This window comes from Rhizobium acidisoli, assembly GCF_002531755.2.
Lineage (GTDB): Bacteria > Pseudomonadota > Alphaproteobacteria > Rhizobiales > Rhizobiaceae > Rhizobium > Rhizobium acidisoli.
Map to the genome: position 1 here is coordinate 3651720 of NZ_CP034998.1, position 22956 is coordinate 3674675.

At 62.4% G+C, this 22956-nt stretch carries 20 protein-coding genes and 1 pseudogene; 10 read left to right on the forward strand and 11 right to left on the reverse strand.

From position 1 onward, the window contains the following. Position 1 precedes the first annotated feature (1 nt). Complete coding sequence (locus tag CO657_RS17825) at positions 2 to 985, reverse strand: arabinose ABC transporter substrate-binding protein (protein WP_012559049.1); 984 nt, start codon at positions 983 to 985, stop codon at positions 2 to 4. 209 nt (positions 986 to 1194) lie between these two features. Between CO657_RS17825 and CO657_RS17830 the strand changes: the two genes are divergently transcribed. The 4 genes from CO657_RS17830 to CO657_RS17845 all read left to right on the forward strand — a co-directional run bounded on the left by CO657_RS17830 (position 1195) and on the right by CO657_RS17845 (position 4498). After that, positions 1195 to 1950, forward strand: coding sequence for a FadR/GntR family transcriptional regulator (locus CO657_RS17830; protein ID WP_054184148.1), 756 nt, complete (start codon positions 1195 to 1197; stop codon positions 1948 to 1950). Between the two features lie 55 nt (positions 1951 to 2005). Next, positions 2006 to 3154 (forward strand): galactonate dehydratase, encoded by a 1149-nt coding sequence (dgoD, locus tag CO657_RS17835; protein ID WP_012559050.1) that lies wholly within the window; start codon positions 2006 to 2008, stop codon positions 3152 to 3154. Positions 3155 to 3251: 97 nt separating this feature from the next. Further along, a complete protein-coding gene (locus CO657_RS17840) occupies positions 3252 to 3647 on the forward strand; it encodes a DoxX family protein (protein WP_012559051.1) in 396 nt (131 codons plus the stop codon). A gap of 71 nt (positions 3648 to 3718) precedes the next feature. Further along, entirely contained in the window at positions 3719 to 4498 is a 780-nt protein-coding gene (locus CO657_RS17845) for an SDR family oxidoreductase (RefSeq protein ID WP_054184147.1), read from the forward strand. 18 nt (positions 4499 to 4516) lie between these two features. On the opposite strand, the gene CO657_RS17850 is transcribed toward CO657_RS17845, so the two are convergent. Together CO657_RS17850 and CO657_RS17855 are read right to left on the reverse strand one after the other, a co-directional pair. After that, positions 4517 to 5734 (reverse strand): adenylate/guanylate cyclase domain-containing protein, encoded by a 1218-nt coding sequence (locus CO657_RS17850; RefSeq protein ID WP_003590104.1) that lies wholly within the window; start codon positions 5732 to 5734, stop codon positions 4517 to 4519. A 64-nt stretch (positions 5735 to 5798) separates the two neighbouring features. Further along, positions 5799 to 6827 carry a LacI family DNA-binding transcriptional regulator gene (locus CO657_RS17855; protein WP_054184146.1) on the reverse strand — a complete coding sequence of 343 codons (1029 nt, stop codon included), beginning with the start codon at positions 6825 to 6827 and terminating at the stop codon, positions 5799 to 5801. 92 nt (positions 6828 to 6919) lie between these two features. Here CO657_RS17855 and CO657_RS17860 point away from each other — a divergent pair, with 92 nt between their 5' ends. The 3 genes from CO657_RS17860 to CO657_RS17870 all read left to right on the forward strand — a co-directional run bounded on the left by CO657_RS17860 (position 6920) and on the right by CO657_RS17870 (position 10140). After that, the gene (locus tag CO657_RS17860) at positions 6920 to 8107 is read left to right on the forward strand and encodes a phytanoyl-CoA dioxygenase family protein (RefSeq protein WP_054184145.1); all 1188 of its coding nucleotides are present in this window, start codon (positions 6920 to 6922) and stop codon (positions 8105 to 8107) included. 207 nt (positions 8108 to 8314) lie between these two features. Further along, on the forward strand, positions 8315 to 9136 hold the full coding sequence (locus CO657_RS17865; RefSeq protein ID WP_054184144.1) for an SDR family oxidoreductase: 822 nt from the start codon (positions 8315 to 8317) through the stop codon (positions 9134 to 9136). Between the two features lie 92 nt (positions 9137 to 9228). After that, positions 9229 to 10140: an SMP-30/gluconolactonase/LRE family protein gene (locus CO657_RS17870; RefSeq protein ID WP_054184143.1), complete on the forward strand. Its 912-nt coding sequence runs from the start codon at positions 9229 to 9231 to the stop codon at positions 10138 to 10140. 38 nt (positions 10141 to 10178) lie between these two features. Here CO657_RS17870 and CO657_RS17875 read toward each other — a convergent pair whose 3' ends face one another. The 5 genes from CO657_RS17875 to CO657_RS17895 form a co-directional block, all read right to left on the reverse strand. Then, complete coding sequence (locus CO657_RS17875; protein ID WP_054184142.1) at positions 10179 to 10928, reverse strand: ThuA domain-containing protein; 750 nt, start codon at positions 10926 to 10928, stop codon at positions 10179 to 10181. Positions 10929 to 10949: 21 nt separating this feature from the next. After that, positions 10950 to 12032 carry an ABC transporter ATP-binding protein gene (locus CO657_RS17880; protein WP_054184141.1) on the reverse strand — a complete coding sequence of 361 codons (1083 nt, stop codon included), beginning with the start codon at positions 12030 to 12032 and terminating at the stop codon, positions 10950 to 10952. Between the two features lie 18 nt (positions 12033 to 12050). After that, complete coding sequence (locus tag CO657_RS17885) at positions 12051 to 12962, reverse strand: carbohydrate ABC transporter permease (protein ID WP_054184140.1); 912 nt, start codon at positions 12960 to 12962, stop codon at positions 12051 to 12053. Between the two features lies 1 nt (position 12963). Continuing rightward, positions 12964 to 13851, reverse strand: coding sequence for a carbohydrate ABC transporter permease (locus CO657_RS17890; protein ID WP_054184139.1), 888 nt, complete (start codon positions 13849 to 13851; stop codon positions 12964 to 12966). A 102-nt stretch (positions 13852 to 13953) separates the two neighbouring features. Beyond that, complete coding sequence (locus tag CO657_RS17895; protein WP_054184138.1) at positions 13954 to 15246, reverse strand: ABC transporter substrate-binding protein; 1293 nt, start codon at positions 15244 to 15246, stop codon at positions 13954 to 13956. Between the two features lie 204 nt (positions 15247 to 15450). Between CO657_RS17895 and CO657_RS17900 the strand changes: the two are divergent. From CO657_RS17900 to CO657_RS17910, 3 genes and pseudogenes are all read left to right on the forward strand, one after another. Next, positions 15451 to 16458 (forward strand): annotated as a pseudogene (locus CO657_RS17900) (Gfo/Idh/MocA family protein). 6 nt (positions 16459 to 16464) lie between these two features. Continuing rightward, the gene (locus CO657_RS17905; protein WP_054184137.1) at positions 16465 to 17463 is read left to right on the forward strand and encodes a LacI family DNA-binding transcriptional regulator; all 999 of its coding nucleotides are present in this window, start codon (positions 16465 to 16467) and stop codon (positions 17461 to 17463) included. A 139-nt stretch (positions 17464 to 17602) separates the two neighbouring features. Next, positions 17603 to 19849 carry a glycoside hydrolase family 2 protein gene (locus CO657_RS17910; RefSeq protein ID WP_054184136.1) on the forward strand — a complete coding sequence of 749 codons (2247 nt, stop codon included), beginning with the start codon at positions 17603 to 17605 and terminating at the stop codon, positions 19847 to 19849. A 6-nt stretch (positions 19850 to 19855) separates the two neighbouring features. On the opposite strand, the gene CO657_RS17915 is transcribed toward CO657_RS17910, so the two are convergent. From CO657_RS17915 to CO657_RS17925, 3 genes are read right to left on the reverse strand one after another with little or no spacing between them, the layout of a single operon-like run. Then, a complete protein-coding gene (locus tag CO657_RS17915) occupies positions 19856 to 20971 on the reverse strand; it encodes an ABC transporter ATP-binding protein (protein ID WP_128715568.1) in 1116 nt (371 codons plus the stop codon). A gap of 3 nt (positions 20972 to 20974) precedes the next feature. Further along, positions 20975 to 21946 (reverse strand): carbohydrate ABC transporter permease, encoded by a 972-nt coding sequence (locus CO657_RS17920; RefSeq protein ID WP_054186028.1) that lies wholly within the window; start codon positions 21944 to 21946, stop codon positions 20975 to 20977. Continuing rightward, entirely contained in the window at positions 21943 to 22896 is a 954-nt protein-coding gene (locus CO657_RS17925; RefSeq protein WP_054186027.1) for a carbohydrate ABC transporter permease, read from the reverse strand. Before CO657_RS17925 ends, CO657_RS17920 begins: the two co-directional genes overlap by 4 nt. Positions 22897 to 22956 lie beyond the last annotated feature (60 nt).

Below are 22956 nucleotides of genomic sequence, written 5' to 3' on the forward strand. Positions count from 1 at the left end.
TTTACTCGATGCCGAGATCCTTGCGGACCTTGTCGTAATCGCTGCGCAGCGCCAGCGAACCGGAGGTCAGCGTCAGCTTTTCCGGCGCCTTGTCGTTGGCGATCCAGTCGTACATGTTGAGCGCCGTCTCGTAACCATGACGCTTCGGCGAGATGATGACCGTGCCGAAGAAGCCCGTCGCTGCCGGCTTCTTGAATTCGTTGATCGCCGATTCCGCGCCGCCGATGCCGACGCCGATGACATTGGCCGCGGGGATACCCACAGATTCCGAAGCGCGGACGGCGCCGAGGACGGCTTCGTCATTGAGACCGAAGGCGACCCAGTATTTGACGTCGGCATGTTTGTTGAGAACGGTGGTCGCTGCATTCAGCGCCGCTTCGGTATCGGTCTTCGCCTGCGGCGCGTCATAGATGTTCTCGGCCGGAAAGCCGGCGGACTTCAGCACCGAGATGGCGCCCTCGACGCGGTCGACGGCCGTCGGCAGCTGATCGTAGGAGACACGGATCGCACCGACATTCTTCATGTCCCAGCCGCGTTTCTTGATTTCGTCGACGATGGCCTGGCCGACAGTCTCGCCGATCTTGGTGGCCGAAATGCCCATGTGCGGCACCTCTTCCAGCGGCTTGCCGTCGGCGCTGACGAGGCGATCGTCGACAGTCATCAGTTTCAGCTGGTTGGCTTCCGCCTTGGCGACGATGCCGGGGCCGAGCTTGACGTCGGGCGTGCAGATGATGAAGCCCTGCGCACCTTGAGCGCCGAGATTGTCGATCGCCGACTGAACCTTCTCGCCGTCTTCGGCGCCGATCTTGACGACGGTGAAGCCTTTTTCCTTGGCGGCCTGGTCGGCGAATTTCCATTCGTCCTGGAACCACGGCTCCTCAGGCTGCTTGACGATGAACCCGATTTTCACGTCTGCGGAAAATGCCGAGCCGGCTGCCAGAATGGCGAAGGTGCCAGCCAGGATGGCTGCTTTGAACAAGCGCATGTCTCTCTCCCGAAATTCTAAAAATCATGCAGCCGCCTCCCAGGCAGCGCCTATGAATTAAGATAAATCATCATACCAGTCAATTGCCAATGTATGATGATTGCAATAATACGATATTGACGAGGTGCTGGAGGAAGCGTCGCAAAGCGGATCGAATTCGGATAATGAGGTTCGATTGCCTGGCGCCAGAGATAGAGCGGAGAGGTGAGTTGGAAACAAACGAGCGACAGGACGGGGCCGAAAGCCCCGGCATCGAGCGCCGTCCACGTGTACGCCGCAACGTCACCGCGGCGATCGCACAGGATATCTGCGCGGAGCGGTATCCCTCAGGCTCGCCGTTGCCCCGCGAAAACGATCTCTGCCAACTCTACGGCGTCAGCCGCACCGTCATCCGCGAATCGCTGAAAGTGCTGGAATCCAAGGGCCTTGTCCGCGGAAAGCCGCGGATCGGCACCACCGTCTGCGATCGGGTCGACTGGAATATCCTGGATGCCGACGTGCTCGATTGGATTGGTCCTTATATCAAGGATTTCGACCTGCTCGGCTGCATTCTCGAAGCTCGCCGCACCATCGAGCCGGCAGCGGCGGAATATGCCGCCGAGCGCGCCAGCGCCCAGGAGATCGCCGATCTCGACAAGGCTTGGCGGCAGATGCGCGACAGTGCCGGCGATCCGGAAAGCTTCACCGATGCCGACGTCATGTTTCATACGGTGCTGCTGACCGCCAGCCACAACCAGGTCTTCCGCCGCCTGTCGAGCGCCATTCATGCGGCGCTGAAATATGCGCTGCATGCCTCCAACATCGGCGTCGAGAATCGCGAGGATGCGGTGCTCGTTCACGGTCAATTGGTCGAGGCCCTGCGCATGCGCGACAAGACAGGCGCCCGCGACTGCGCCAACCGCATGCTCGATCTTGCGGTGCGCGACCTTGCCGCCGCCGAAAAGGCGATCGGCAGAACGAAATAAGCAATCCGTGGCTGGGCCGCCGGTCAAAAATCTGAAGAGAGACTGAAGAGCAGCGATGAAGATCACCAAACTCACCACCTATATCGTTCCGCCGCGCTGGCTGTTTTTGAAGATCGAGACCGACGAGGGCATCATCGGCTGGGGCGAACCGGTCGTCGAAGGCCGCGCGCTGACCGTCCAAGCCGCCGTCCACGAACTGGAAGACTATCTGATCGGCAAGGATCCCTTCCTGATCGAGGACCACTGGACGGTCATGTATCGCGGCGGCTTCTATCGCGGCGGCGCTGTACACATGAGCGCCATCTCCGGCATCGACCAGGCGCTGTGGGACATCAAGGGCAAGGCCCTCGGCCAGCCGATCCATTCCCTGCTGGGCGGCCAGCTGCGCGACCGCATCAAGGTCTATTCCTGGATCGGCGGCGATCGTCCGGCGGATGTCGCCAACAATGCCAGAGAGGTGGTCGCCCGCGGCTTCAAGGCGATCAAGCTCAACGGCTGCGAGGAAATGCAGATCGTCGACACCAACGAGAAGGTGGAAAAGGCGGTCGAAACCATCGCCGTCATCCGCGAGGCGATCGGCCCGCATATCGGCATCGGCGTCGATTTCCACGGCCGCGTGCACAAGCCGATGGCCAAGGTTCTCGCCAAAGAACTCGAACCCTACAAGCTGATGTTCATCGAGGAGCCGGTTCTTTCGGAAAACAAGGAGGCGCTGCGCGACATCGTCAACCATACCTCGACGCCGATCGCGCTTGGCGAACGGCTCTTTTCGCGCTGGGACTTCAAGCAGGTTCTGTCGGACGGTTATGTCGACATCATCCAGCCGGATCTGTCGCATGCCGGCGGCATCACCGAGTGCCGCAAGATCGCGGCGATGGCCGAAGCCTATGATGTGGCGCTGGCGCCGCATTGCCCGCTAGGCCCGATCGCACTCGCCGCCTGCCTGCAGGTCGATGCCGTCAGCTATAATGCCTTCATCCAGGAACAGAGCCTCGGCATCCATTACAACAAGGGCAACGACATCCTCGACTACATCTCCAACAAGGAGGTGTTCCAATATGCCGATGGTTTCGTCTCGATCCCCCAGGGGCCCGGTCTCGGCATCGAAGTCGACGAGGCCTATGTCATCGAGCGCGCGAGGGAAGGCCACCGCTGGCGCAACCCGATCTGGCGCCACGCCGACGGCAGTTTCGCCGAATGGTAAGAAGAAAGGGTCGCGCAAGCGGCCCTTTTTTCATTCGCCGTGTAGCAAATCGGTCATCTCGTCCGTCATGGTGGAAACGCAAACAGGAGATCTTACGATGGCCAGAGCAATCGCAATCATCGTCGCCCGCATCATTTTCAGCTTCATCTTCTTCATGGCCGCCGGCTTCAAATTCGCCGATATCGGCGCGACGGCGGGTTACATCGCCGCTGCCGGTTTTCCGATGGCGACATTCCTTGCCTGGGTCGCGGCCTTCTTCGAGATCGCCCTGGCGCTCGCTTTCATAACCGGGGCCTTCTTCACCGAGGCCAGCCTGCTGGCGGGCATCTACGTGATCTTCCTTGCCTTTGCCTTCCACGGGCCATCCCATTGGCAGCAGAACCAGGCCGAATTCGGCTTCTTCGTGGATCACTTCACCTTCCTCGCCGGCCTGCTCTTTGCCGCCGTCCACGGGCCGGAGAAATGGGCGCTTCGGTATAATCTTCTCAGATAGCGCCACCGGCCTTTCCTTCCGGAACCAAGAGCCGAGCGGAACATTGGCTTACAATGGCAAGGAGGGCGCCCATGGAGCTGAAGGGAAAGATCGCATTGGTGACCGGCGCCGGGTCCGGCATCGGCAAAGCGGCTGCTTTCAGGCTCGCCGCGGAAGGCGCGAGGGTCGCCGTGCTGAGCCGCACCGCCGACGAGGTGGAAAAGACGTGCACCGAGATCAAGGCGGCGGGCGGCGAATCGATCGCGCTGATCGCCGACACCAGCGACGAGGCGCAGATGCGCAGAGCCGTGGAGCAGCTGACCGATGCGTTCCACGGCATCGACATCGTTGTCGCCAATGCCGGCATCAACGGCGTCTGGGCGCCGATCGACGATCTGAAGCCGGATGAATGGGACAAGACCATCGCCGTCAATCTGCGCGGCACCTATCTGACCTTGCATCTGACGGTCCCGCATCTGAAGAGGAATGGCGGCTCGATCGTCGTCGTCTCCTCGATCAACGGCACCCGGACATTCACGACGCCGGGCGCCACCGCCTATACCGCAACCAAGGCAGGCCAGGTCGCCATGGTTCAGCAGCTGGCGCTGGAACTCGGCCGGCACGGCATCCGCGTCAATGCCGTCTGCCCCGGCGAGATCGAGACCAATATCGGCGCCAACACCAATAGCCGCCATCGCGAGGAGACCGAGGTGCCGGTCATCTGGCCGCAGGGAGATATCCCGATCGCCGGCGGCAAGGCGGGCAAGAGCGAGGATGTCGCCGAAACCATTCTCTTCCTCGCCTCAGACCGGGCTCGACATATCACCGGCACGCCGATCTGGATCGACGGCGGCCAGGGACTGCTGCGATAGGCCTGCGTCCTGCGACAATCAGGCGTTCAGCCGGGCGTTATCGAGCGTATAGAGTTCCTGCGCGCGCTGCACGCCGCGCAACGCATAACGTCCGACACAGGCAAGTGCGGCGCGCTGTGCCTCCGGTATCGCTGTGGCGAAATCGGAGGAGATCAAAAGATTGAGATCCACTGATCGGCACATCGAAGCGATGCGGCTGACCTCGTTGACGGCAGGGCCGATGACCGTGAAGTCCAGCCGGTCCTGACTGCCGATATTGCCGTAAAAGACGTCGCCGATATGCAAGCCGATATAGACATCCGTCGTTGGCCGGTCGTCGGCGTTGCGTTCGGCGTTCAGCTTGGCGAGCTTTTCCCGCAGAAGCGCTTCGGCGTGGAGCGCCGCACGACAGGTCTCCGCCGGCACCTCGCCCTTGAAGATCGCCAGCACGCCGTCGCCGATCAGCTTCAGCACATTGCCGCCGGATTCGTGGATCGCCGTGATCACCGCCTCGCTATAGTCGTTGAGCAAGGGGATGATTTCTTCCGGCGGTACGCTGTCGGAGATCTTGGTGTAGTTCAACAGATCCGAAAACCAGAGTGCGGCGGAAATCCGCTCCGATTTGCCGCGGCTGATCTTGCCCTCCATGACCTGACGCGCCGCGTCCTCGCCGAGATAGACTTCGGCGATGGTGCGGGCGATGCGCCCGAGCCCGATGCACTTGATCGCCAGTCCCAGCACCGGCACCAGCTTGCGCAGGATGGCGAGGTCGTGATCGGAAAAACCCTCGGGATGTTTGGTCGCGAAATGCGAGAAGAAACAATCCATTTCGCCGATCGTTCCAGCCTCGCTGAAACGATGGACCATCGCCACGAAATCCGTGTGGCCGGCTTCAGCAATCGTATCGAGCAGGCTGAAATCGATCGGATCACCAAAGCCGAGACGTCGGCGTATCTCCCGTTCATTATTGGCCCAAAGATAATAAAAGGCCGAGCGCTGCCAGTTCGCCGCGGCTTCCCCGGAGCTCGTCGAGCCATATTCGAACTCGGTCTCGATCTCCTCCTCGCTGTCCCAGCGGAAGGCGCGGCCCTCATGCACCGGGTGCAGCGTATCCATCAGCGCCAAGCCGCGGTCGAGCGGCAGCCCGGCATTGCGACAGGCCGCACAGAAACCGGTCATGAGCTCGGCTTCCGAGGCGCCCTTCAGTCCCTGCTCCGTGATCCAGGCTGCAATTGTGCTGACGTCGCTATAATCCATGCCGCTCACCTTCACTCTCGCCCAAGCTGTAGTCCGAATTCGGCATCGAAGGAAGCCAATTGGCTCAATCGCCGACGGGCATGTTGTAAGGCGTGACGATTTCGACCGATGAGAGCGAGGCCGGAACCGCCCGACCCGGTGACGTCGCTCGGCCCATGATCGCCCTGAAGGCCGAACGCGCATCGGTCCTGAGATCATGGTGCAGCACGAAGCCGATCCGGCGGGCGGCAAGCAGGGCGCGGTTGTCGACGTCGAGATCATGGGCGACGAAGGCGTGGACCGGGCGTCTGGCCGCATCGAAGGCTGCCAGCACAGCCCGGTTGCCGCCACCGATCGAATAGACGGCATTGACGGTGGGATCGGCGGCAAGGGCAGCCGCCGCAAGCGTTCCCGTCGCCGTATCGGTGCCGTGGCCCTCGCTGATTTCGGTGATGCCGATCCCGGGATAATCGGCGCGGATGATGCGGCGAAAGCCGATCTCGCGCTCCTCCTCGCCACGAAACCGCCCGCTCGACAGCGTAACCAGCACCTTGCCGCCGCCACCGCTCGCAAGGACTTCGCCGATGAGATAGGCGGCGGTCTCGCCCGCCGCCCGGTTGTCGGCGCCGGCATAGGCGATGCGCGCCGAATTCGGCAGGTCAGTCACCAGTGTCACCACCGGAATGCCGGCCGCATCCGCCCGCGCAACGGCAGCGGCCACCTCGGCAACGTCAGGCGCCTTCAGCACGATGCCGTGTGTGCCGCGCAGCCGGATGCGGTCGAGAAGCTGCACCATCTCGGCCGGCTTCATCACCTCGGCGAAATGGAACCGGCATCGGAAGATGCCGGGCAGGAAGGCCGCCATCTCCGCCTCGAAGGCGGCGCGCACCGCATCGCTGAAACGCTGGGGTGTCTCCATGACGATGTCGATCGCCAGCATGCGCCCGCTCGCCACCGCCCCGGCCTGCTGCTTTTCGAGCTCCGCGATCGCCGCCTTCACCCGCATCTCCGTCTGCTGGCGCACACCCGGCCGTCCGTTCAGCACGCGGTCGACGGTTGCGGTGCTCAATCCAGCCTGGAAGGCGATGTCCTTGACGAGGAAGAGATGGGCCATGGATTCCGTTTGATGGTTTTTTGATGGATTCCTGATCTATATCACCCGGCAGCGCGGCGTATAGTGCCTTCATCGAAAGAGGAGGAGCCATCATGAAAACCGACAATCAGCAGAAATTGCGCGCCGACCGTGTCTGGCTCAGCGAAGACAGCTGCGATCTCGAGGATTTTCGCCGCCTGGCGGAAAAGACCACCGCGCTTGCCGATTACCCCACGGCCTCTGCCGTCGAAAAAAACGTGCTGATCTATGACAGCCGCAAGGTGACGGCGGCGGCCGCAACGCCGGAGGGCCGGCGCGCCGTGCTGGCCGAAATCTCAGAGGCCTTCGGCGACGGTCCCGGCGTCGCCGTCTTCAAGCATGCGTACGAGCATACAGGCATCATCGACCGCGCCAGCGAGGTCTTCGATCAGATCATCGAGGAGCAGCACCGAACCTCAAGCGGCGGCGGCGATCACTTCGCCAAGCCCGGCGCCAACGACCGCATCTGGAATTCGCTGGAGAAACATTGCCTCGCCGATCCTGCGAACTTCGTTGAATATTACGGCAATGCCATCGTCGCACTGGCAAGCCAAGCCTGGCTCGGCCCGAGCTACCAGATGACCGCCCAGGTCAACCGCGTCAATCCGGGCGGCGCGGCGCAGTCGGCCCATCGCGACTATCATCTCGGCTTCCAATCGTCTGCGGTGATCGAGCAGTTTCCGGTGCATGTGCACCGGCTTTCGCCGGTGCTGACGCTGCAGGGTGCGGTCGCCCATTGCGACATGCCGCTCGAAAGCGGCCCGACGCTCTTCCTGCCGCACAGCCAGACCTATGTGCCGGGCTATCTCGCGCTCAAGCGCCAGGAATTCCGGGATTATTTCGAGGCCAACCACGTCCAGCTGCCGCTCGAAAAAGGCGACGTCGTCTTCTTCAATCCCGCCCTCTTCCACGCCGCCGGCACCAACCGCTCGGCCGATATCAAGCGCGTCGCCAACCTGTTGCAGGTCTCCTCCGCCTTCGGCCGGGCGATGGAAACCATCAATCGCGAGAGGATGAGCGCCAGACTCTTTCCCGCCCTGAAGACCTTGCAGGACAGGCTGTCGCCCGATGCGATCGCCAACGCCGTCGCCGCCTGCGCCGAAGGCTATTCCTTCCCGACCAATCTCGACCGCGACCCGCCGCTCGGTGGCCTGGCGCCGAAGACGCAGGCGCAGCTGATGCACGAGGCATTGAAGGAAGGCTGGAGCGACGAAGCCTTTGCGGCAGCGCTTGCCGAGCAGGCTGAGAAGAAGCTGAGCTGAGCTTGGAGATTGAAGCCCCCTCATCCGCCCTACGGGCACCTTCTCCCCGATGGGTAGAAGGGGGGAATAGAGACGGCGCGGCATATCCCTTCTACCCATCGGGGAGAAGGTGCCGGCAGGCGGATGAGGGGGCCGCTCGCACTGACATAACCGCGCCTCCCGCACCCGCGGGAGGCCATTCGCATATCACCACCAAGGAGGAACCACATGAGCACGGATCACGGCCGCCTCGACGGCAAGATCGCCATCGTCACCGGCGGCACGCAGGGGTTGGGCGCCACCATCGCCCGTCTCTTCGCCGAACGCGGTGCCGAAGGTATCGTCATTTGCGGCCGCAACGAAGCCAAGGGCCAGGCGAAGGCCAATGAGATTTCGGCCGCGACCGGCGTGAAGGTCGTCTACGTCAGGGCCGACCTCGGCAAGGTCGAGGACGCCAGAAATGTCGTCCACGCCTGCGACGAGGCCTTCGGCCGGGTCGACGCGCTGGTCAATGCCGCTGCCATCACCGATCGCGGCACCATCCTCGACACCAGCCCTGAACTCTTCGACGCCATGTTCGCCGTCAACGTGCGCGCACCGTTCTTCCTGATGCAGGAGGCGGTGAAGGTCATGCGCCGCGAAAAGACCGAGGGCACCATCGTCAACATCGGCTCGATGTCGGCCAAGGCAGGCCAGCCGTTCATCGCCGCCTATTGCGCCTCCAAGGGGGCGTTGGAAACGCTGACGAAGAACACAGCTTACGCGCTGCTGCGCAACCGCATCCGCGTCAACGGCCTCAACATCGGCTGGATGGCCTCCGAAGGCGAGGATCGCATCCAGCGCGAATATCACGACGCCCCCGCCGACTGGCTGGAGAAGGCGGCGGCAGGCCAGCCCTTCGGCCGCCTCGTCGATCCGCATGAGGTGGCGCGCGCCTGCGCCTACCTGTCGTCGGCCGAATCCGGCCTGATGACCGGCTCAGTCATCTGCTTCGACCAGTCAATCTGGGGTGCCTATGACGGCTCGCCGCATCCGGTGGCGGCACTCTGATAGGTCGGGAGCCCGGCATTTCCATGCCGGGCTCTGGCACCTCCCAGGATTTGCCGCTAGGAAGATGCGGCAGCATTCAGGGAGAAACTGGCGTGGCCGACAATCCGCTTTATGACATCCGCGATGAACGTTTTAGCGCTCTGGTCATCGGCAGCGCCGCGCTCGAAGAACTCTATTCCGGCTGCCGCTGGACGGAAGGCCCGGTCTGGTTTTCCGACCTGAACTGCCTTCTCTGGAGCGATATTCCGAACGAACGCATTATGCGCTGGACGCCGGATGGTACGGTCTCCGTCTTTCGCTCGCCCTCCAACTACGTCAACGGCAATACCCGCGACCGGCAGGGCCGGCTGGTCTCCTGCGAACATGGCGGCCGCCGCGTCACCCGCACAGAGCCGGACGGCACCATCACCGTTCTCGCCCACAGCTACAGGGGCAAGCGGCTGAACTCGCCGAACGATGTCGTCGTGCATTCCGACGGCGGGATCTGGTTCACCGATCCGACCTACGGCATCCTGTCGGATTACGAAGGCCACAGGGCCGAGCCCGAGCAGCCGACCCGCAACGTCTACCGAATCGATCCCGCAAGCGGCGCGATCGAGGCCGTCATCGACGATTTTATCCAGCCGAACGGCCTTGCCTTTTCGCCCGACGAGACGAAGCTCTACATTGCCGATTCCGGCTCGGCAAAACATGAAGTGCCGCGCCATATAAGAGTTTTCGACGTCGTCGACGGCAGGAAGCTCGCAAACAGCCGCTATTTCTGCAGCCTCGACGTCGGCAATCCTGACGGTTTCCGCTTCGATGTCAGCGGCAACCTCTGGACAAGTGCGTCCGACGGCGTGCACTGCTTTTCGCCGGACGGCACCCTGCTCGGCAAGATCAGGGTGCCGCAGACGGTGTCCAACCTCACCTTCGGCGGCCCCAAGAAGAACCGGCTGTTCATCACCGCGACGCGCTCGGTCTATTCGATCTATACGAAGACCAACGGCGCCCAATATCCGTAGGTACCGGCGCTCTGCCGGCGCCGGCCCGTGGCATAAGATCAGGCCTTCACCCCGTCCGGCCTGCCATGCAGCGGCTCGGCGCGGTGCCAGTTTTCCAGGATGCGGCCATCGGTGTGTTTCTGCCGCGCCCAGCGGATGCCGTTCGAGATCACTTTGTGCACGGTCTTGTCGTGATAGATCGGATAGGTCTCGTGGCCGGGGCTGAAGAAGAATATCCGCCCCCGTCCGCGCTGGAAGGTGCAGCCGCTGCGGAACACTTCGCCACCGGAATACCAGGAGATGAACACCAGCTCGTCCGGCTGGGGGATGTCGAAAGGCTCGCCATACATTTCCGAGGCATTGACCTCGAAATAGGGCGGCAGTCCCTCGGCGATCGGATGTGAGGGATTGACCACCCAGACCCGCTCCAGGTCTCCATCCGGCGTCTCGCGCCAGGAAAGATTGGCATTGGTCCCCATCAGCCTGCGGAAGAGTTTGGAATGATGGCCGGAATGCAGCACCAGCAGGCCCATGCCCTTCAGCACGCGCTGCTGCACGCGCTCGATCAGCCCGTCGCTGACCTCCTCATGCGCCATGTGCCCCCACCAGAGCAGCACGTCGGTATCATCGAGCACGCTGTCCGGCAGGCCTTCATCGGGATCGTCGAGCGTGCCGCGGCGGATTTCGAAATCCGGATTGGCGATGCCGGCAGCGATCGCGCCGTCGATGCGATCGGGATAGATCTCCTGGACCTCCTTATGGAGCTGCTCGTGGCGTCCCTCGTTCCAGATGGTGACCTTGATTGTCATGGCATTCCTCGATGTTTGCGGTCAGGCGGTTGCCGGACGGATCACCCGGCCGGCGGAATCGAATAGATGGCAGGCGGCGGGATCGGCGGTCAGCGACACGCGGTCGCCCGGCCGCACAGCGATATCGCCCTCGGCACGCACGACGATCGGCTGCTGCCCGGAGCCGACGGTCATGTAGGTCTCGACGCCGAGCCGCTCGACGATGACGACTTCTGCCGTGAAATGGCCCTTCCCTTCCGGCGCGATCTTCAGATGCTCCGGCCGGATGCCGAGTTTGGCCTCGCCCTGCGGCACCGAGCCATTGGCATCGGCAAGATCGAGCGACAGCCCGATCGGACTGTCGAGATGCAGCGCACCCACAGAGGCCCGCGTCGCGGTGACCGGGATGACGTTCATCTTCGGCGAGCCGATGAAGGTCGCGACGAATTCATTCTGCGGCTGATGGTAGAGCGACATCGGCGCGCCCTCCTGTGCCACCAGGCCCTTGTTCAGCACGACGATGCGGTCGGCCATCGTCATCGCCTCCACCTGATCGTGGGTGACGTAGACGACGGTCGCCTTCAGCTCGCGGTGCAGGCGCTGCAGCTCGGCGCGCATTTGCACGCGCAGCGCCGAATCGAGGTTCGAGAGTGGCTCGTCGAACAGGATCAGCGACGGCTTCTTGATGATGGCGCGGCCGATCGCCACCCGCTGGCGCTGGCCGCCGGAAAGGGCGGCCGGGCGGCGGTCAAGATAGTCGGTGAGCTGCAGGATCTCGGCGACGCCTTCCACCTGCCGGCGAATTTCCGCCTCCGGCACCTTTTTCAGGCTGAGGGAAAAGCCGATGTTTTCGGCAACGGTCATATGCGGATAGAGCGCATAGGACTGGAACACCATGGCGATGCCGCGCTTGTCGGGCGGCACGTCGTTGATGCGCTTGCCGTCGAGGACGAGATCGCCTTCGTCGATGCCTTCGAGGCCGGCGATCATGCGCAGCAGCGTCGACTTGCCGCAGCCGGACGGACCGACGAAGACGGCGAATTCCCCGTCCTCAACGGTGATATCGACGCCCTTGATGACCTCGAGCGCGCCGTAGAACTTGCGAACGTTTCTGAGATTGATCATCCGTTTCTCCTCTTGATCTCAGCCCTTGACGCCGCCCGAAAATGTCTGGACGAGGAAGCGCCGCGCAAAGCCGAAGGCGACGACGGCCGGCAGCAGATAGATGAAGGCCAGCGCAGTCAGCAGGCCGTAGTCGATCTCGTTGATGCGGAGAAAAGCGCGGAAGAGGCCGAGCGGCAGCGTCTGCAGCTCCGGCGACGACAGGAAGATCAGCGGCAGCAGGAAATCGCCCCAGGCCGACATGAAAGCGAACAGCCCGGCGGCAGCAAGCCCCGGCAGCGCCAGCGGGATCAGCACCCGGCGGATGCGCTGAATCAGCGTCGCCCCGTCCATCAGCGCCGCCTCTTCATAGTCTCTCGGCAGCCCGTCGAAGAAGGTCTTCATGATCCAGAGCGCCAGCGGCAATTGCATCGTCGCCAGCACCAGGATCAGCCCGAGATAACCGTCGATGAAGCCAGTCCAGCGCATGATGCCGCGGGCATAGCTGCCGAAGATCGGCCTGAGCATCGCCGCTTCGGCATTGTTCAGCGTCAGCAGGAATTTGTAGAGCGGCACGACGAGCGCCGTCGGCGGCAGCACGCGGATGAGCAGGATCGCATAGAGGAAGGGCAGCTTCCACCAGGCGCGGGTGCGCGACAAGGCGTAACCGCCGAGCCCCGCCAGCACCATGACGAGCAGCGTGGCGCTGCCGACGACGAAGAGCGAGTTGAACAGCCACTTCGCCCCGTCTTCCTTGGTGAAGACTCTGACATAATTGGCGAAGGTCCATTGCTGCGGCCAATGCAGGAAGAGCTGGGCATTGCCGTCGAAAGAGGCAAGCAGCACCCAGAAGAAGGGTACGGCGCAGAAAATCGACATTAGCGACAGCGTCGCATAGGCGATCAGGTCGGAACGGCTCTTGTTGGCGGTCTCGCTCGGGGAAACGACGGCCATGTCAGACCTCCACCTTCATGGCTCGGACATAGCCGATGCCCAATATCAGCGAGATGACGAGCGCGACGACTGCGACCGCGGCGCCGTAGCCGAGCTGGAACGCCGTGAAGGACTGATTGTAGATATAAATGCTGACGACCTCGGTCGCGCCGCCCGGCCCGCCGCGTGTCAGCGCATAGACGAGACCGAAGACGGCGATGGTCGAGACGGCCGAGATCAACATGTAAAGCAGGATCGTCGGCATCATCAGCGGCAGGGTGATGCGGCGAAACATCTGCGATGGCGTGGCGCCGTCCATGCGCGCCGCCTCGTAAATCTCAGCCGGTATGGTGCTGAGACCCGCCGTCAGCAGGATCATCGCCGTGGCGATGCCGCGCCAGGTGTTGACGATGATGATCATCGACAGCGCGAAGACCTGCAGCCAGTCGGCCGGTGTGACGCCGAAGAAGCTGACGATGCGGCTGAGCGTGGCATTGTCGCCGCCCGCCAGCATCGAGATCCACATGAAGCCGGCGACGACCTCGGGCGCGGCATTGGGCAGCAGGATGATCGATGAGAACACACGCCGGAAACGGATCGGCCGGCGCAGCGCGATTGCCGAGATCAGGCCGAGCACGAACTGGCCGATCACCGCGGAACCGATGACGAAGACGAAGGTGACGAACAGCGAATTCCAGAACTTCGCGTCGTTGAACAGCCTGGCATAATTCCGGAAACCGACGAAACGCGGCCGGAGGGCCGCCGCCCCGGTCAGCGCCTCGTTGGTGAAGCTCAGATAGATGGAATAGATGGCCGGATAGATGACGAAGGCCAGAAGCAGCACGAGCGAGGGCAGCAGGATCAGCAGCCATTGCCGCTCGGCGCGCTTTTCATGAGAGTTTCTGGCCATGGAAGCTCGCAACCTGACGAATGAACCGGCTCATCAAACAAGGACGGGAAGACGCGGGGCCTTGGCGCCGCGTCCCCGTTCGCGGGGAAAGCAAGCCGAGGCTTACTTCACCATGTCGTCGCCGAGCGTTTCCTTGACGTAGTCGACCAGGATCTTCTGGGCGCCGGCGGCATCGGTTTCCTTGCGCAGCAGCGCTTCCGTCGCCCGCGCCACGCCTTCCGAAACCGTGCCGAAACCGGAGGCCTGCTTGAGGAACACGCCGTTTCCGGCCGCCGCATGGATCGGAACCGGCTCCGTCAGTTTCTGGAAGTCGGCATTGTCGGCCGCATCCTTGCTGGCGGGGATGTTGCCGATGCGGGCGGCGTAGGAAACCTGCGTCTCGATCGAGCCGATCTCCATCAGCGCCTTGATCGCGAGTTCGGTATTGGGCGATTTGGAATTGACGGCCCACGGCGCGGCAAGGTTGGCGAGCACATACTGACCGGTGCTCTGGCCCGGAACTGTCCAGGTTCCCACAACCTTTGTCACTTCGGGGATCGGGTTCTTGCTCTCGCGGCCCCAGTCGAAAATATAGCACCAGGAGCCGCAGCTGGTCGCGGCGAGCTTGCCTTCCGGGAACATCTGGTATTTCGGCACGACCCAGGGCTCCGGCCCGAGCAGCGGCTGCGTCGGCATCAGATCCTTGTCGATCAGCTCCTTGTAGACGTTGAAGACATCCTTGATGCCCTCGCCGTTGAGATCGAGCTTGCCGTCGGCATCGACCAGCTGCGGCGTCTTGGAGCCGACGAGCAGGTGCTGGAAGCCCTCGTCGAAGGCACCGCTTCCCCAGGAGACGCCGGCCGGGAAGAGCAGGCCGTAGGCGCCGGTCTTCTGCTTGATCTCGGCCGCACGGTCGAGAAGCTCCTGCCAGGTCTTCGGCTGCTCGGTGGAGATGCCGCCCTTTTCGAGTACGTCCTTGCGATAATAGATTTCCTGAATGCCGAGCATGAACGGCATCACATAGGTCTCGCCATCCGGACTGACGGCAAGCTCCTTGGCGACGTTATAGAGGTTGGCATAACCCTCCCAGGCCTTGAACTCCTTGGTGATAGGCGTGAGGTAGCCGGCTTCCACCATGTCGGCGACGGCAGCCGTCGTCGGGATGGAGAACAGATCGGGCGCGTTGCCGGCTCCGAGTTCCGTCAGCAGTTTGGTCAGGTAATCCTTGTCGGGCGCCGGATATTCGATGACCTCGACGGTCACGCCGTATTTCTTTTCGATCCGCTCGACCGTCGACTTCATCGCATCGATGCCGGCCTGGCCGTGATTGGCAATTCGAATTGTTTCAGCCTGCGCCAGCGTCGAAACCGCGCTCAGCAGAATGGCGCACAGGCCACCAAGAACTGTCTTCTTCAACGGAAGTCCTCCCTTTTTTTGCAGACACGGTGCCCTCCAGCACCGGCTGCGAAAATGTACACGCATTCCCGTAACTGGCAAGTCGGGTTTTGAAAAGATTCGAACATCGACTTCAATTTACTGATATTACTGGGATATCCAAATATTGCCATTCGCATGTTGCCTGTGTAATCGTGTACACAAACATTCAGGGAGGAAATTTTCATGGCTGAGAAATTGCGCCTCGGCGTCATCGGCGCCGGGCTGAAGGCGGCGGAATATGCCGAGAGCTGGGCTGGGATGCCGGAGATCGAATTCGCTGCGCTTGCGGACACCACGGCGGCCTCGCGCCGGCGCCTGATCGACGTCTGCCTCGCCGCCGGCGCAGCCGAGCCGAGAAGCTTCGAGGACTATCGCGAAATGCTCGTCCAATGCCGGGACGAACTCGACATCGTCTACATCTCCACCCCGCATGCCTTCCATGCCGAGTAGGCGACTGCCGTCGCCGAAGCCGGTCTCGACCTCTTCCTGGAAAAACCGATGGTGACGACGGTCGCCGAGGCCGAGCGGCTGATCGCGGCGCAGAAGAAGAGCGGCGTTACCATCGTCACCGCCTTCCAGGGCGGTCTGTCGCCGCTGGTGCTCGACACGCGCCGGCGGGCGCTTTCCGGCGAATTCGGTGAGCTGATCGCCATATCGGGCATGATCTGGGAAAGCTGGTCGTCCAATTACGACGGCCATTGGAAGCAGCAGCCCGAGATCTCCGGCGGCGGCTTCATGTTCGATACCGGCGCCCATATGATGAACACCGTCTGCCTGCTCGCCAATTCCGATTTCGACAGCGTTTCGGCCTACATGGCCAATCACGGCAAAAAGGTGGATATAGCAACCGCCGTCTCCGCCCGGCTGAAGAACGGCGCGCTGGCAACGCTGACGGCCGCCGGCGAAGGCCCTCCCGGCTGCGCCTCGCACATCACCTTCTTCTATTCAAAGGCGATCGTGCGCATCGATGCGTGGGGCGGCTGGCGCGAGGTCAGCGTCGGCCGCAACGCCGAGCCGCGCGAGGAAGCCGAGATTCTCGGCAATCCGATGAAAAATTTCCTCGCCATTCGCGCGGGAAAAATGGAAAACTCCGGCTCCGTTGAAATGGGCCTCAGATTCGCTAGGCTATGGGACGCAATCAAGGAATCGGCAGCGGCCGGCGGCGCCTCCGTCAGGATCGTCGCCCAATAGGCGCAGATGAGCGGAATGAACAGACGGCGGATCACCTCGAAGGAACTGGCGAAACTCGCCGGCGTCTCCTCCGCCACCATTTCCCGCGCCTTCTCGCCGGATTCGCGCATCGGCAGCGCGACGCGCGACCGCATCCTCGCCGTCGCGCGTGAACATGGCTACCAGCCGAATGCCATCGCCCGTTCGCTGAACAACCAGCGTTCGCGGCTGGTCGCCCTCGTCGTCAATGCGATCGGCAATCCGTGCGAGGCCGAAGAGCAGCAGCTTCTCGTCCACCGCCTGCAGGCGCGGCAATTGCTGCCGATCATCCTCTGCTGCGCCGATCATTCCGACCGGCTGCAGCTGATGCGGCTTGCCTCCACCTACCAGGTCGATCACGTCGTCGTCTTTTCCGACATGGTCTCGATGCAGGATGCCGTCGATATTTTCCACACGACGAAGCCGATCATCGTCTCCTTCGAGCCGCTCGAAAACGAAAACGTCTCCTCGATCCGCATCGATGGATCCGCAGCCGCCGACGAGATCATCGACAAGATCGTCCGCGAGGGCAAGAAGCGCTTTGCCTATCTCTCCGGCACCAATTCCAGCTGGATCGACAAGCTCAGGCGCAAATGGTTTGCCGATCCGCTGGCCAAGCGCGGCCTGTCCTTCGCAGCCCAGGCCTTTGGCGATTATTCCTATGATTCCGGCTTCAAGGAAGCCGTACTGCTGCTGCATCGCGAAAAGGTCGACGCCATCATCTGCGGCAACGACGTCATGGCGATCGGTGCACGCGATGCGGCCCGCCGCGTGCTCGGCAAAAACACGCCCGACGATATCGCCATCGTCGGCCAGGATGGCATCGCCATGGCCGCCTGGGATTGCAACGACCTCACCACGCTGAGCCTCGACCACGTCGCCTTTATCGATGCCGTCGTCGAACTGATCGAACGCCATGACGCCGAGATCGAAGGCCCGCACAGCATCACCCTCACCTGCACCGCCCGCTGGGGCTCTACCGCCTAGGATCTGGCCGGCTTGGCCTTTTCGGCAGCATGTTCTAAGGCTCACCTATCAATTGCATCAAGGAGGAATACCATGACCCGATTTTCACGCACCGAAAAGCGCCGCACCGCTCCTGATGCCGTGATCGGGAGAGCCTGAGATGCGTTCCGTCGTTTCCTTCAACGAAGGCTGGAGTTTCCATGAGGGCTTCGGACAGCGTCTGCTCGAAAGCTTCGACGCCGCCAAGTCGGTCAGCCTGCCCCATACCGCCGTCGAACTGCCTTTCAACTATTTCGACGAAAAGAGCTATCAGCGCGCCTTCACCTATCAGAAAGTGCTGCGCTGGCTGCCTGAATTCGAGGGCCGCGAGGTGTCGCTCGTCTTCGACGCCGCCATGGCCGACAGCGTCGTCTACCTCAACGGCGAAGAGATCATCGCCCATAAGGACGGCTACACCCCCTTCGAGGCTCGCCTCACCGGCAAGCTCGTCAAGGGCGAGAACCTGGTGACGGTCAAGATCGACGGCAGCGAAAACCCTGAGATCCCGCCCTTCGGCGGCCGCATCGATTATCTGACTTATGCCGGCATCTACCGCGACGTCTGGCTGAAGGTCACCGACCCCGTCTCGATCCGCAATCTCAAGATCGAAACCGCAGACGTTCTTGCCCCGGAAAAATCGGCAACCATCCGTGTCGATATCGCCAACCCCGATGGCCGCAGCTTCTCGGCAACCGTCACCGCCACGCTGAAGCAGGCGGACGGTACGGTGATCGCCACCGCAGCAACCGAGACGATCGGCGACCGCACCAGGCTTTCTTTCGGCGGCCTCACCGGCATCACGCTCTGGGACATTACCGATCCCACCCTCTACGACGTCACCGTCGAACTCAGGACCGAGCACGGCTCCGACCGTATCTCCACCCGCTTCGGCTTCCGCACCGCTGAATTCACTCCGGAAGGTTTCCTTCTCAACGGCAAGCCGCTGAAGCTGCGCGGCCTCAACCGCCACCAGTCCTTCCCCTATGTCGGTTATGCCGCCGGCCGCTCCGCCCAGGAGCGTGACGCCGACATCATGAAGACGGTGCTGAAGTGCAATATCGTTCGCACCTCGCATTATCCGCAATCGAAATGGTTCCTCGACCGCTGCGACGCCATCGGCCTGCTGGTTTTCGAGGAAATCCCCGGCTGGCAGCATATCGGCGATGCCGACTGGCAGAAGGAATCGATCGAAAACGTCCGCCGGATGATCGAGCGCGACTGGAACCATCCCTCGATCATCATCTGGGGCGTGCGCATCAACGAGTCCCAGGATAGTCACGATTTCTACGTCGAGACCAATCGCCTCGCCCGTGAGCTCGACAGCACCCGCCAGACCGGCGGCGTGCGTTATATCACCGAGAGCGAACTGCTCGAAGACGTCTACACGATGAACGACTTCATCCTCGGCAACGAAGAACTGCCGGGCGCCAACCGCCCGCGCACCGCGTTGCGCGGCCAGGAGGAAAATACCGGTCTGTCCCGGAAGGTGCCGTATCTCATCACCGAGTTCAACGGCCACATGCATCCGACGAAAATCTACGACCAGGAACAGCGCCAGGCCGAGCATGTGCGCCGTCACCTGGAGGTGCTGAATGCCGCCTATGGCGATCCCGATATCTCGGGCGCCATCGGCTGGTGCATGTTCGATTACAACACCCACAAGGATTTCGGCTCCGGCGACCGCATCTGCTATCACGGCGTCATGGACATGTTCCGCGAGCCGAAATTCGCGGCCTATGCCTATATCAGCCAGTGCGATCCGTCCGACGAGATCGTCATGAAGCCGGTGACCTTCTGGGCTCGCGGCGAGCGCAATATCGGCGGCGTGCTGCCGCTGATCATCCTGACCAATTGCGACGAGGTGGAACTGCAATATGGCGGGCTCAGCAAGCGCATCGGCCCGGACCGCGAGAACTATCCGCATCTGCCGCATCCGCCCGTCGTGCTCGATCATCGCCACTTCACCGCCGATGAACTCGGCACCTGGGGTCTGGAATGGATCGACGGCACCTTGACCGGCTATATCGGCGGCGAGCCGGTGACGAGCCTGACCTTTGCCGCCGATCCCTTGCCGACGACGCTGGAAATCGTCGCCGACAGCCACACGCTGAGGGCGCGCGAACGCGACAGCACCCGCGTCATCATTCGCGCCCTCGACCAGTGCGGCCAGCGCCTGCCTTTCATGAACGACAGCATTTCGCTGAAGGTGCATGGGCCCGCAAAGATCGTCGGCCCGGCCAATGTACCGCTGCAGGGCGGCACCGCGGGCTTCTGGCTGGAAGCGACGGGGATGGTCGGCGAGATCACCGTCGAAGCGGTCTCCTCGCGCTTCCCCCCGGTGACCCTCAATGTGACGGCCGCCGCCTGACGGCTGTCACGAAATCCTGAGCTGGCTCTGCGGATCGAAGAACACGGCCTTGTCGAGATTGAAGGCGAGGCGTGTGTTTTGTCCGGGAGCGATGCCGGCATCGGCGCGCAGGCGGGCGACGACGGATTTGCCGCCGAGCTTGGTGACGGCGAAGGTGTCGGAGCCGGCCGGTTCGACGACTTCGATCAGGCAATCGTCCTCGGTCAGCGAGCGCGCCTTGCGGTCGGCGCCGTCGGGGTCGGTCAAGGCTTCGGGGCGGATGCCGAAGATCACTTGGCGGCCGGCATAGGAGGACAGGCCGTTGTTGCCTGCGACGACCGGCAGTCGGAGCGGGGCGCCATTCGGCCGCTCGAGTGAGACTTGCAGTCCACCGGCGCCATTCTCGACGGTGGCGTTGAGCAGGTTCATCGCCGGCGATCCCATGAAGTCGGCGACGAAGAGATTGGCGGGGCTGTTATAGATCTCGGCCGGCGTGCCGAACTGCTGCAGCACGCCGTCTTTGAGCACGGCGATCTTGGTCGCCAGCGTCATCGCCTCGATCTGGTCGTGGGTGACATAGACGAAGGTGGTGCCCATGCGCTGATGCAGCCGCTTGATCTCGGTGCGCATGTCGACGCGCAGCTTGGCGTCGAGATTGGACAAAGGTTCGTCGAACAGGAAGACCTGCGGATTGCGCACCAAGGCCCGGCCCATGGCGACGCGCTGGCGCTGGCCGCCGGACAATTGCGACGGCTTGCGGTCGAGCAGATGGCCGATCTGCAGCATGTCGGAGACCTGCTTGATCGCCTTGGCGCGCTCTTCCTTCGGCACGCCGCGGATCTCCATGCCGAAGGCGATATTGCCCGCCACCGTCATGTTCGGATAGAGCGCATAGGATTGGAAGACCATGGCGATGTCGCGCTTGGACGGGTGCAGGCCGTTGATGGCGCGCCCGTCGATCCTGATATCGCCGGAGGTGATCGTCTCCAGCCCGGCAATGGTGTTAAGCAGGGTCGACTTGCCGCAGCCGGACGGGCCGACCAGCACGAGAAAGCCGCCCTTTTCGAGTTCGAGGTCGATCCCCTTGAGAATGTCGACGGCGCCGAAACGCTTTCTGAGACCGGAGATTTCGAGGAAGGCCATGACTTACCCTTTGACTGCCCCCGCCATCAGACCGCGCACGAAGTAGCGGCCGGCGAGGATATAGACGATCAGTGTGGGAACGGCCGCGATCATCGCCGCAGCCATATTGACATTGTATTCGACCACACCCGTCGAGGTGTTGACGACATTGTTGAGCGCCACCGTCATCGGCATGGAGTCGCCGGTGCCGGCATAGGCCGAGGCAAACAGGAAGTCGTTCCAGATATTGGTGAACTGGTAGATGACCGTGACGACGATGATCGGCAGCGAGTTCGGCAGCATGATGCGGCGGAAGATCTGGAAGAAGCTGGCGCCGTCGACCTGGGCGGCGCGGACCAGCTCGGTCGGAAAGGCCTCGTAGAAATTGCGGAAGAACAGCGTGGTGAAGCCCAAGCCATAGACGACATGCACGAAGACCAGGTTGACGGTCGAATTGCCGAAGCCGAAGTTAAAGCCGGTGGCGTTCTGCAGGGTGACGCCGAAGCGGCCGAGCGAGCCGAGGATCGTCGCCATCGGCAAGAGCACCGACTGGAACGGGATGAAGCAGGCAAACAGCATCAGCCCGAACACCAGCGTATGGCCGGGGAACCGCCATTTGGTCAGGATATAGCCGTTCAGCGCGCCTAAGATGGTGGAGATTGCCACCGCCGGCACCACCATCTTGATCGAGTTCCAGAAGTAGCCCTTGATGCCGGCGCAGGTCAGGCCGACGCAGGTCTCGCCCCAGGCCTTGATCCAGGGATCGAAGGTCGGCGCCTGCGGCAGCGCCAGCATGTTGCCGCCCTGGATCTCGTCCATGGTCTTGAACGAGGTTACGAGCATGACGAAGAGCGGCATCAGATAGAGGATGGCGAAGATCGTCAGCAGCCCGTAGATGGCGAGGCGGCCGATCCAGCGTGTGTTGTTATTCCTGCTGTCGCCGCTCTGCGAAAGCGGTGCGGTCGAAGGTACGGTCGAGGCGGTGACGCTGCTCATCGGGCCTTCTCCTTCAGTTCGGAATAGAGATAGGGCACGATGATTGCCGAGATGGTCATCAGCATGATGATGGCGCTGGCCGAGCCGACGGCCATCTCGTTGCGCTTGAAGGTATATTCATACATGAAGTTGGACGGCAGCCAGGCCGAGCCGCCAGGCCCGCCCGAGGTCAGCGCCACCACCAGGTCGTAGGACTTGATCGCCATATGGGCGAGCACGATGAAGGCGGAGAGAAAGATCGGCCGCAGCAGCGGAATGACGATGCGGCGATAGAGCTGCAAGGGGGAAGCGCCGTCGATCTGCGCCGCCTTCATGATCTCGCCGTCGATGCCGCGAAGCCCGGCCAGGAACATCGCCATGACGAAGCCGGACGCCTGCCAGACACCGGCGATGACGACGGTATAGATGACGAAGTCCTTGTTCTTGATCCAGTCGAAGTGGAAGCTCGTCCAGCCGAAGTGATGCAGCGTCTGCTCCAGCCCGAGGCCGGGATCGAGGAACCACTTCCAGGCAACCCCGGTGACGATGAAGGAGAGCGCCATCGGATAGAGGAAGATCGGCCGCAATAACCCCTCGCCGCGGATCTTCTGGTCGAGCAGGATCGCCAGGAACAGACCGAGCGCCAGGCAGATGCCGACATAGAGGAAGCCGAAGATCGCCATGTTGGTGATCGAGGTATACCAGGAGGACGGCGGATCGCTCTCGAAGGTCCAGCGCCACAGCCGCTGATAGGCGCGTGCGCCGGTCAGCGCATAGGACGGAAAGGTCTTGGAATTGGTAAAGGAGAGATAGGCCGTCCAGATGATGAAGCCGTAGACGAAGACCAGCGTGATGACGAAGCTCGGCGCCAGCACGATCTTCGGCAGCGCATCCTGCAGCCGGCCGCGCAGCGAGATCGCCGTCGAATGCGCCGGCGTCAGAACCGGATCGGTGGTCGCAACTGTGCTCATGGTATCTTGTCTCCCTTCCCGCAGGATCGCTCGGCATTTATCGCTGCGGAGCCTGAAGCC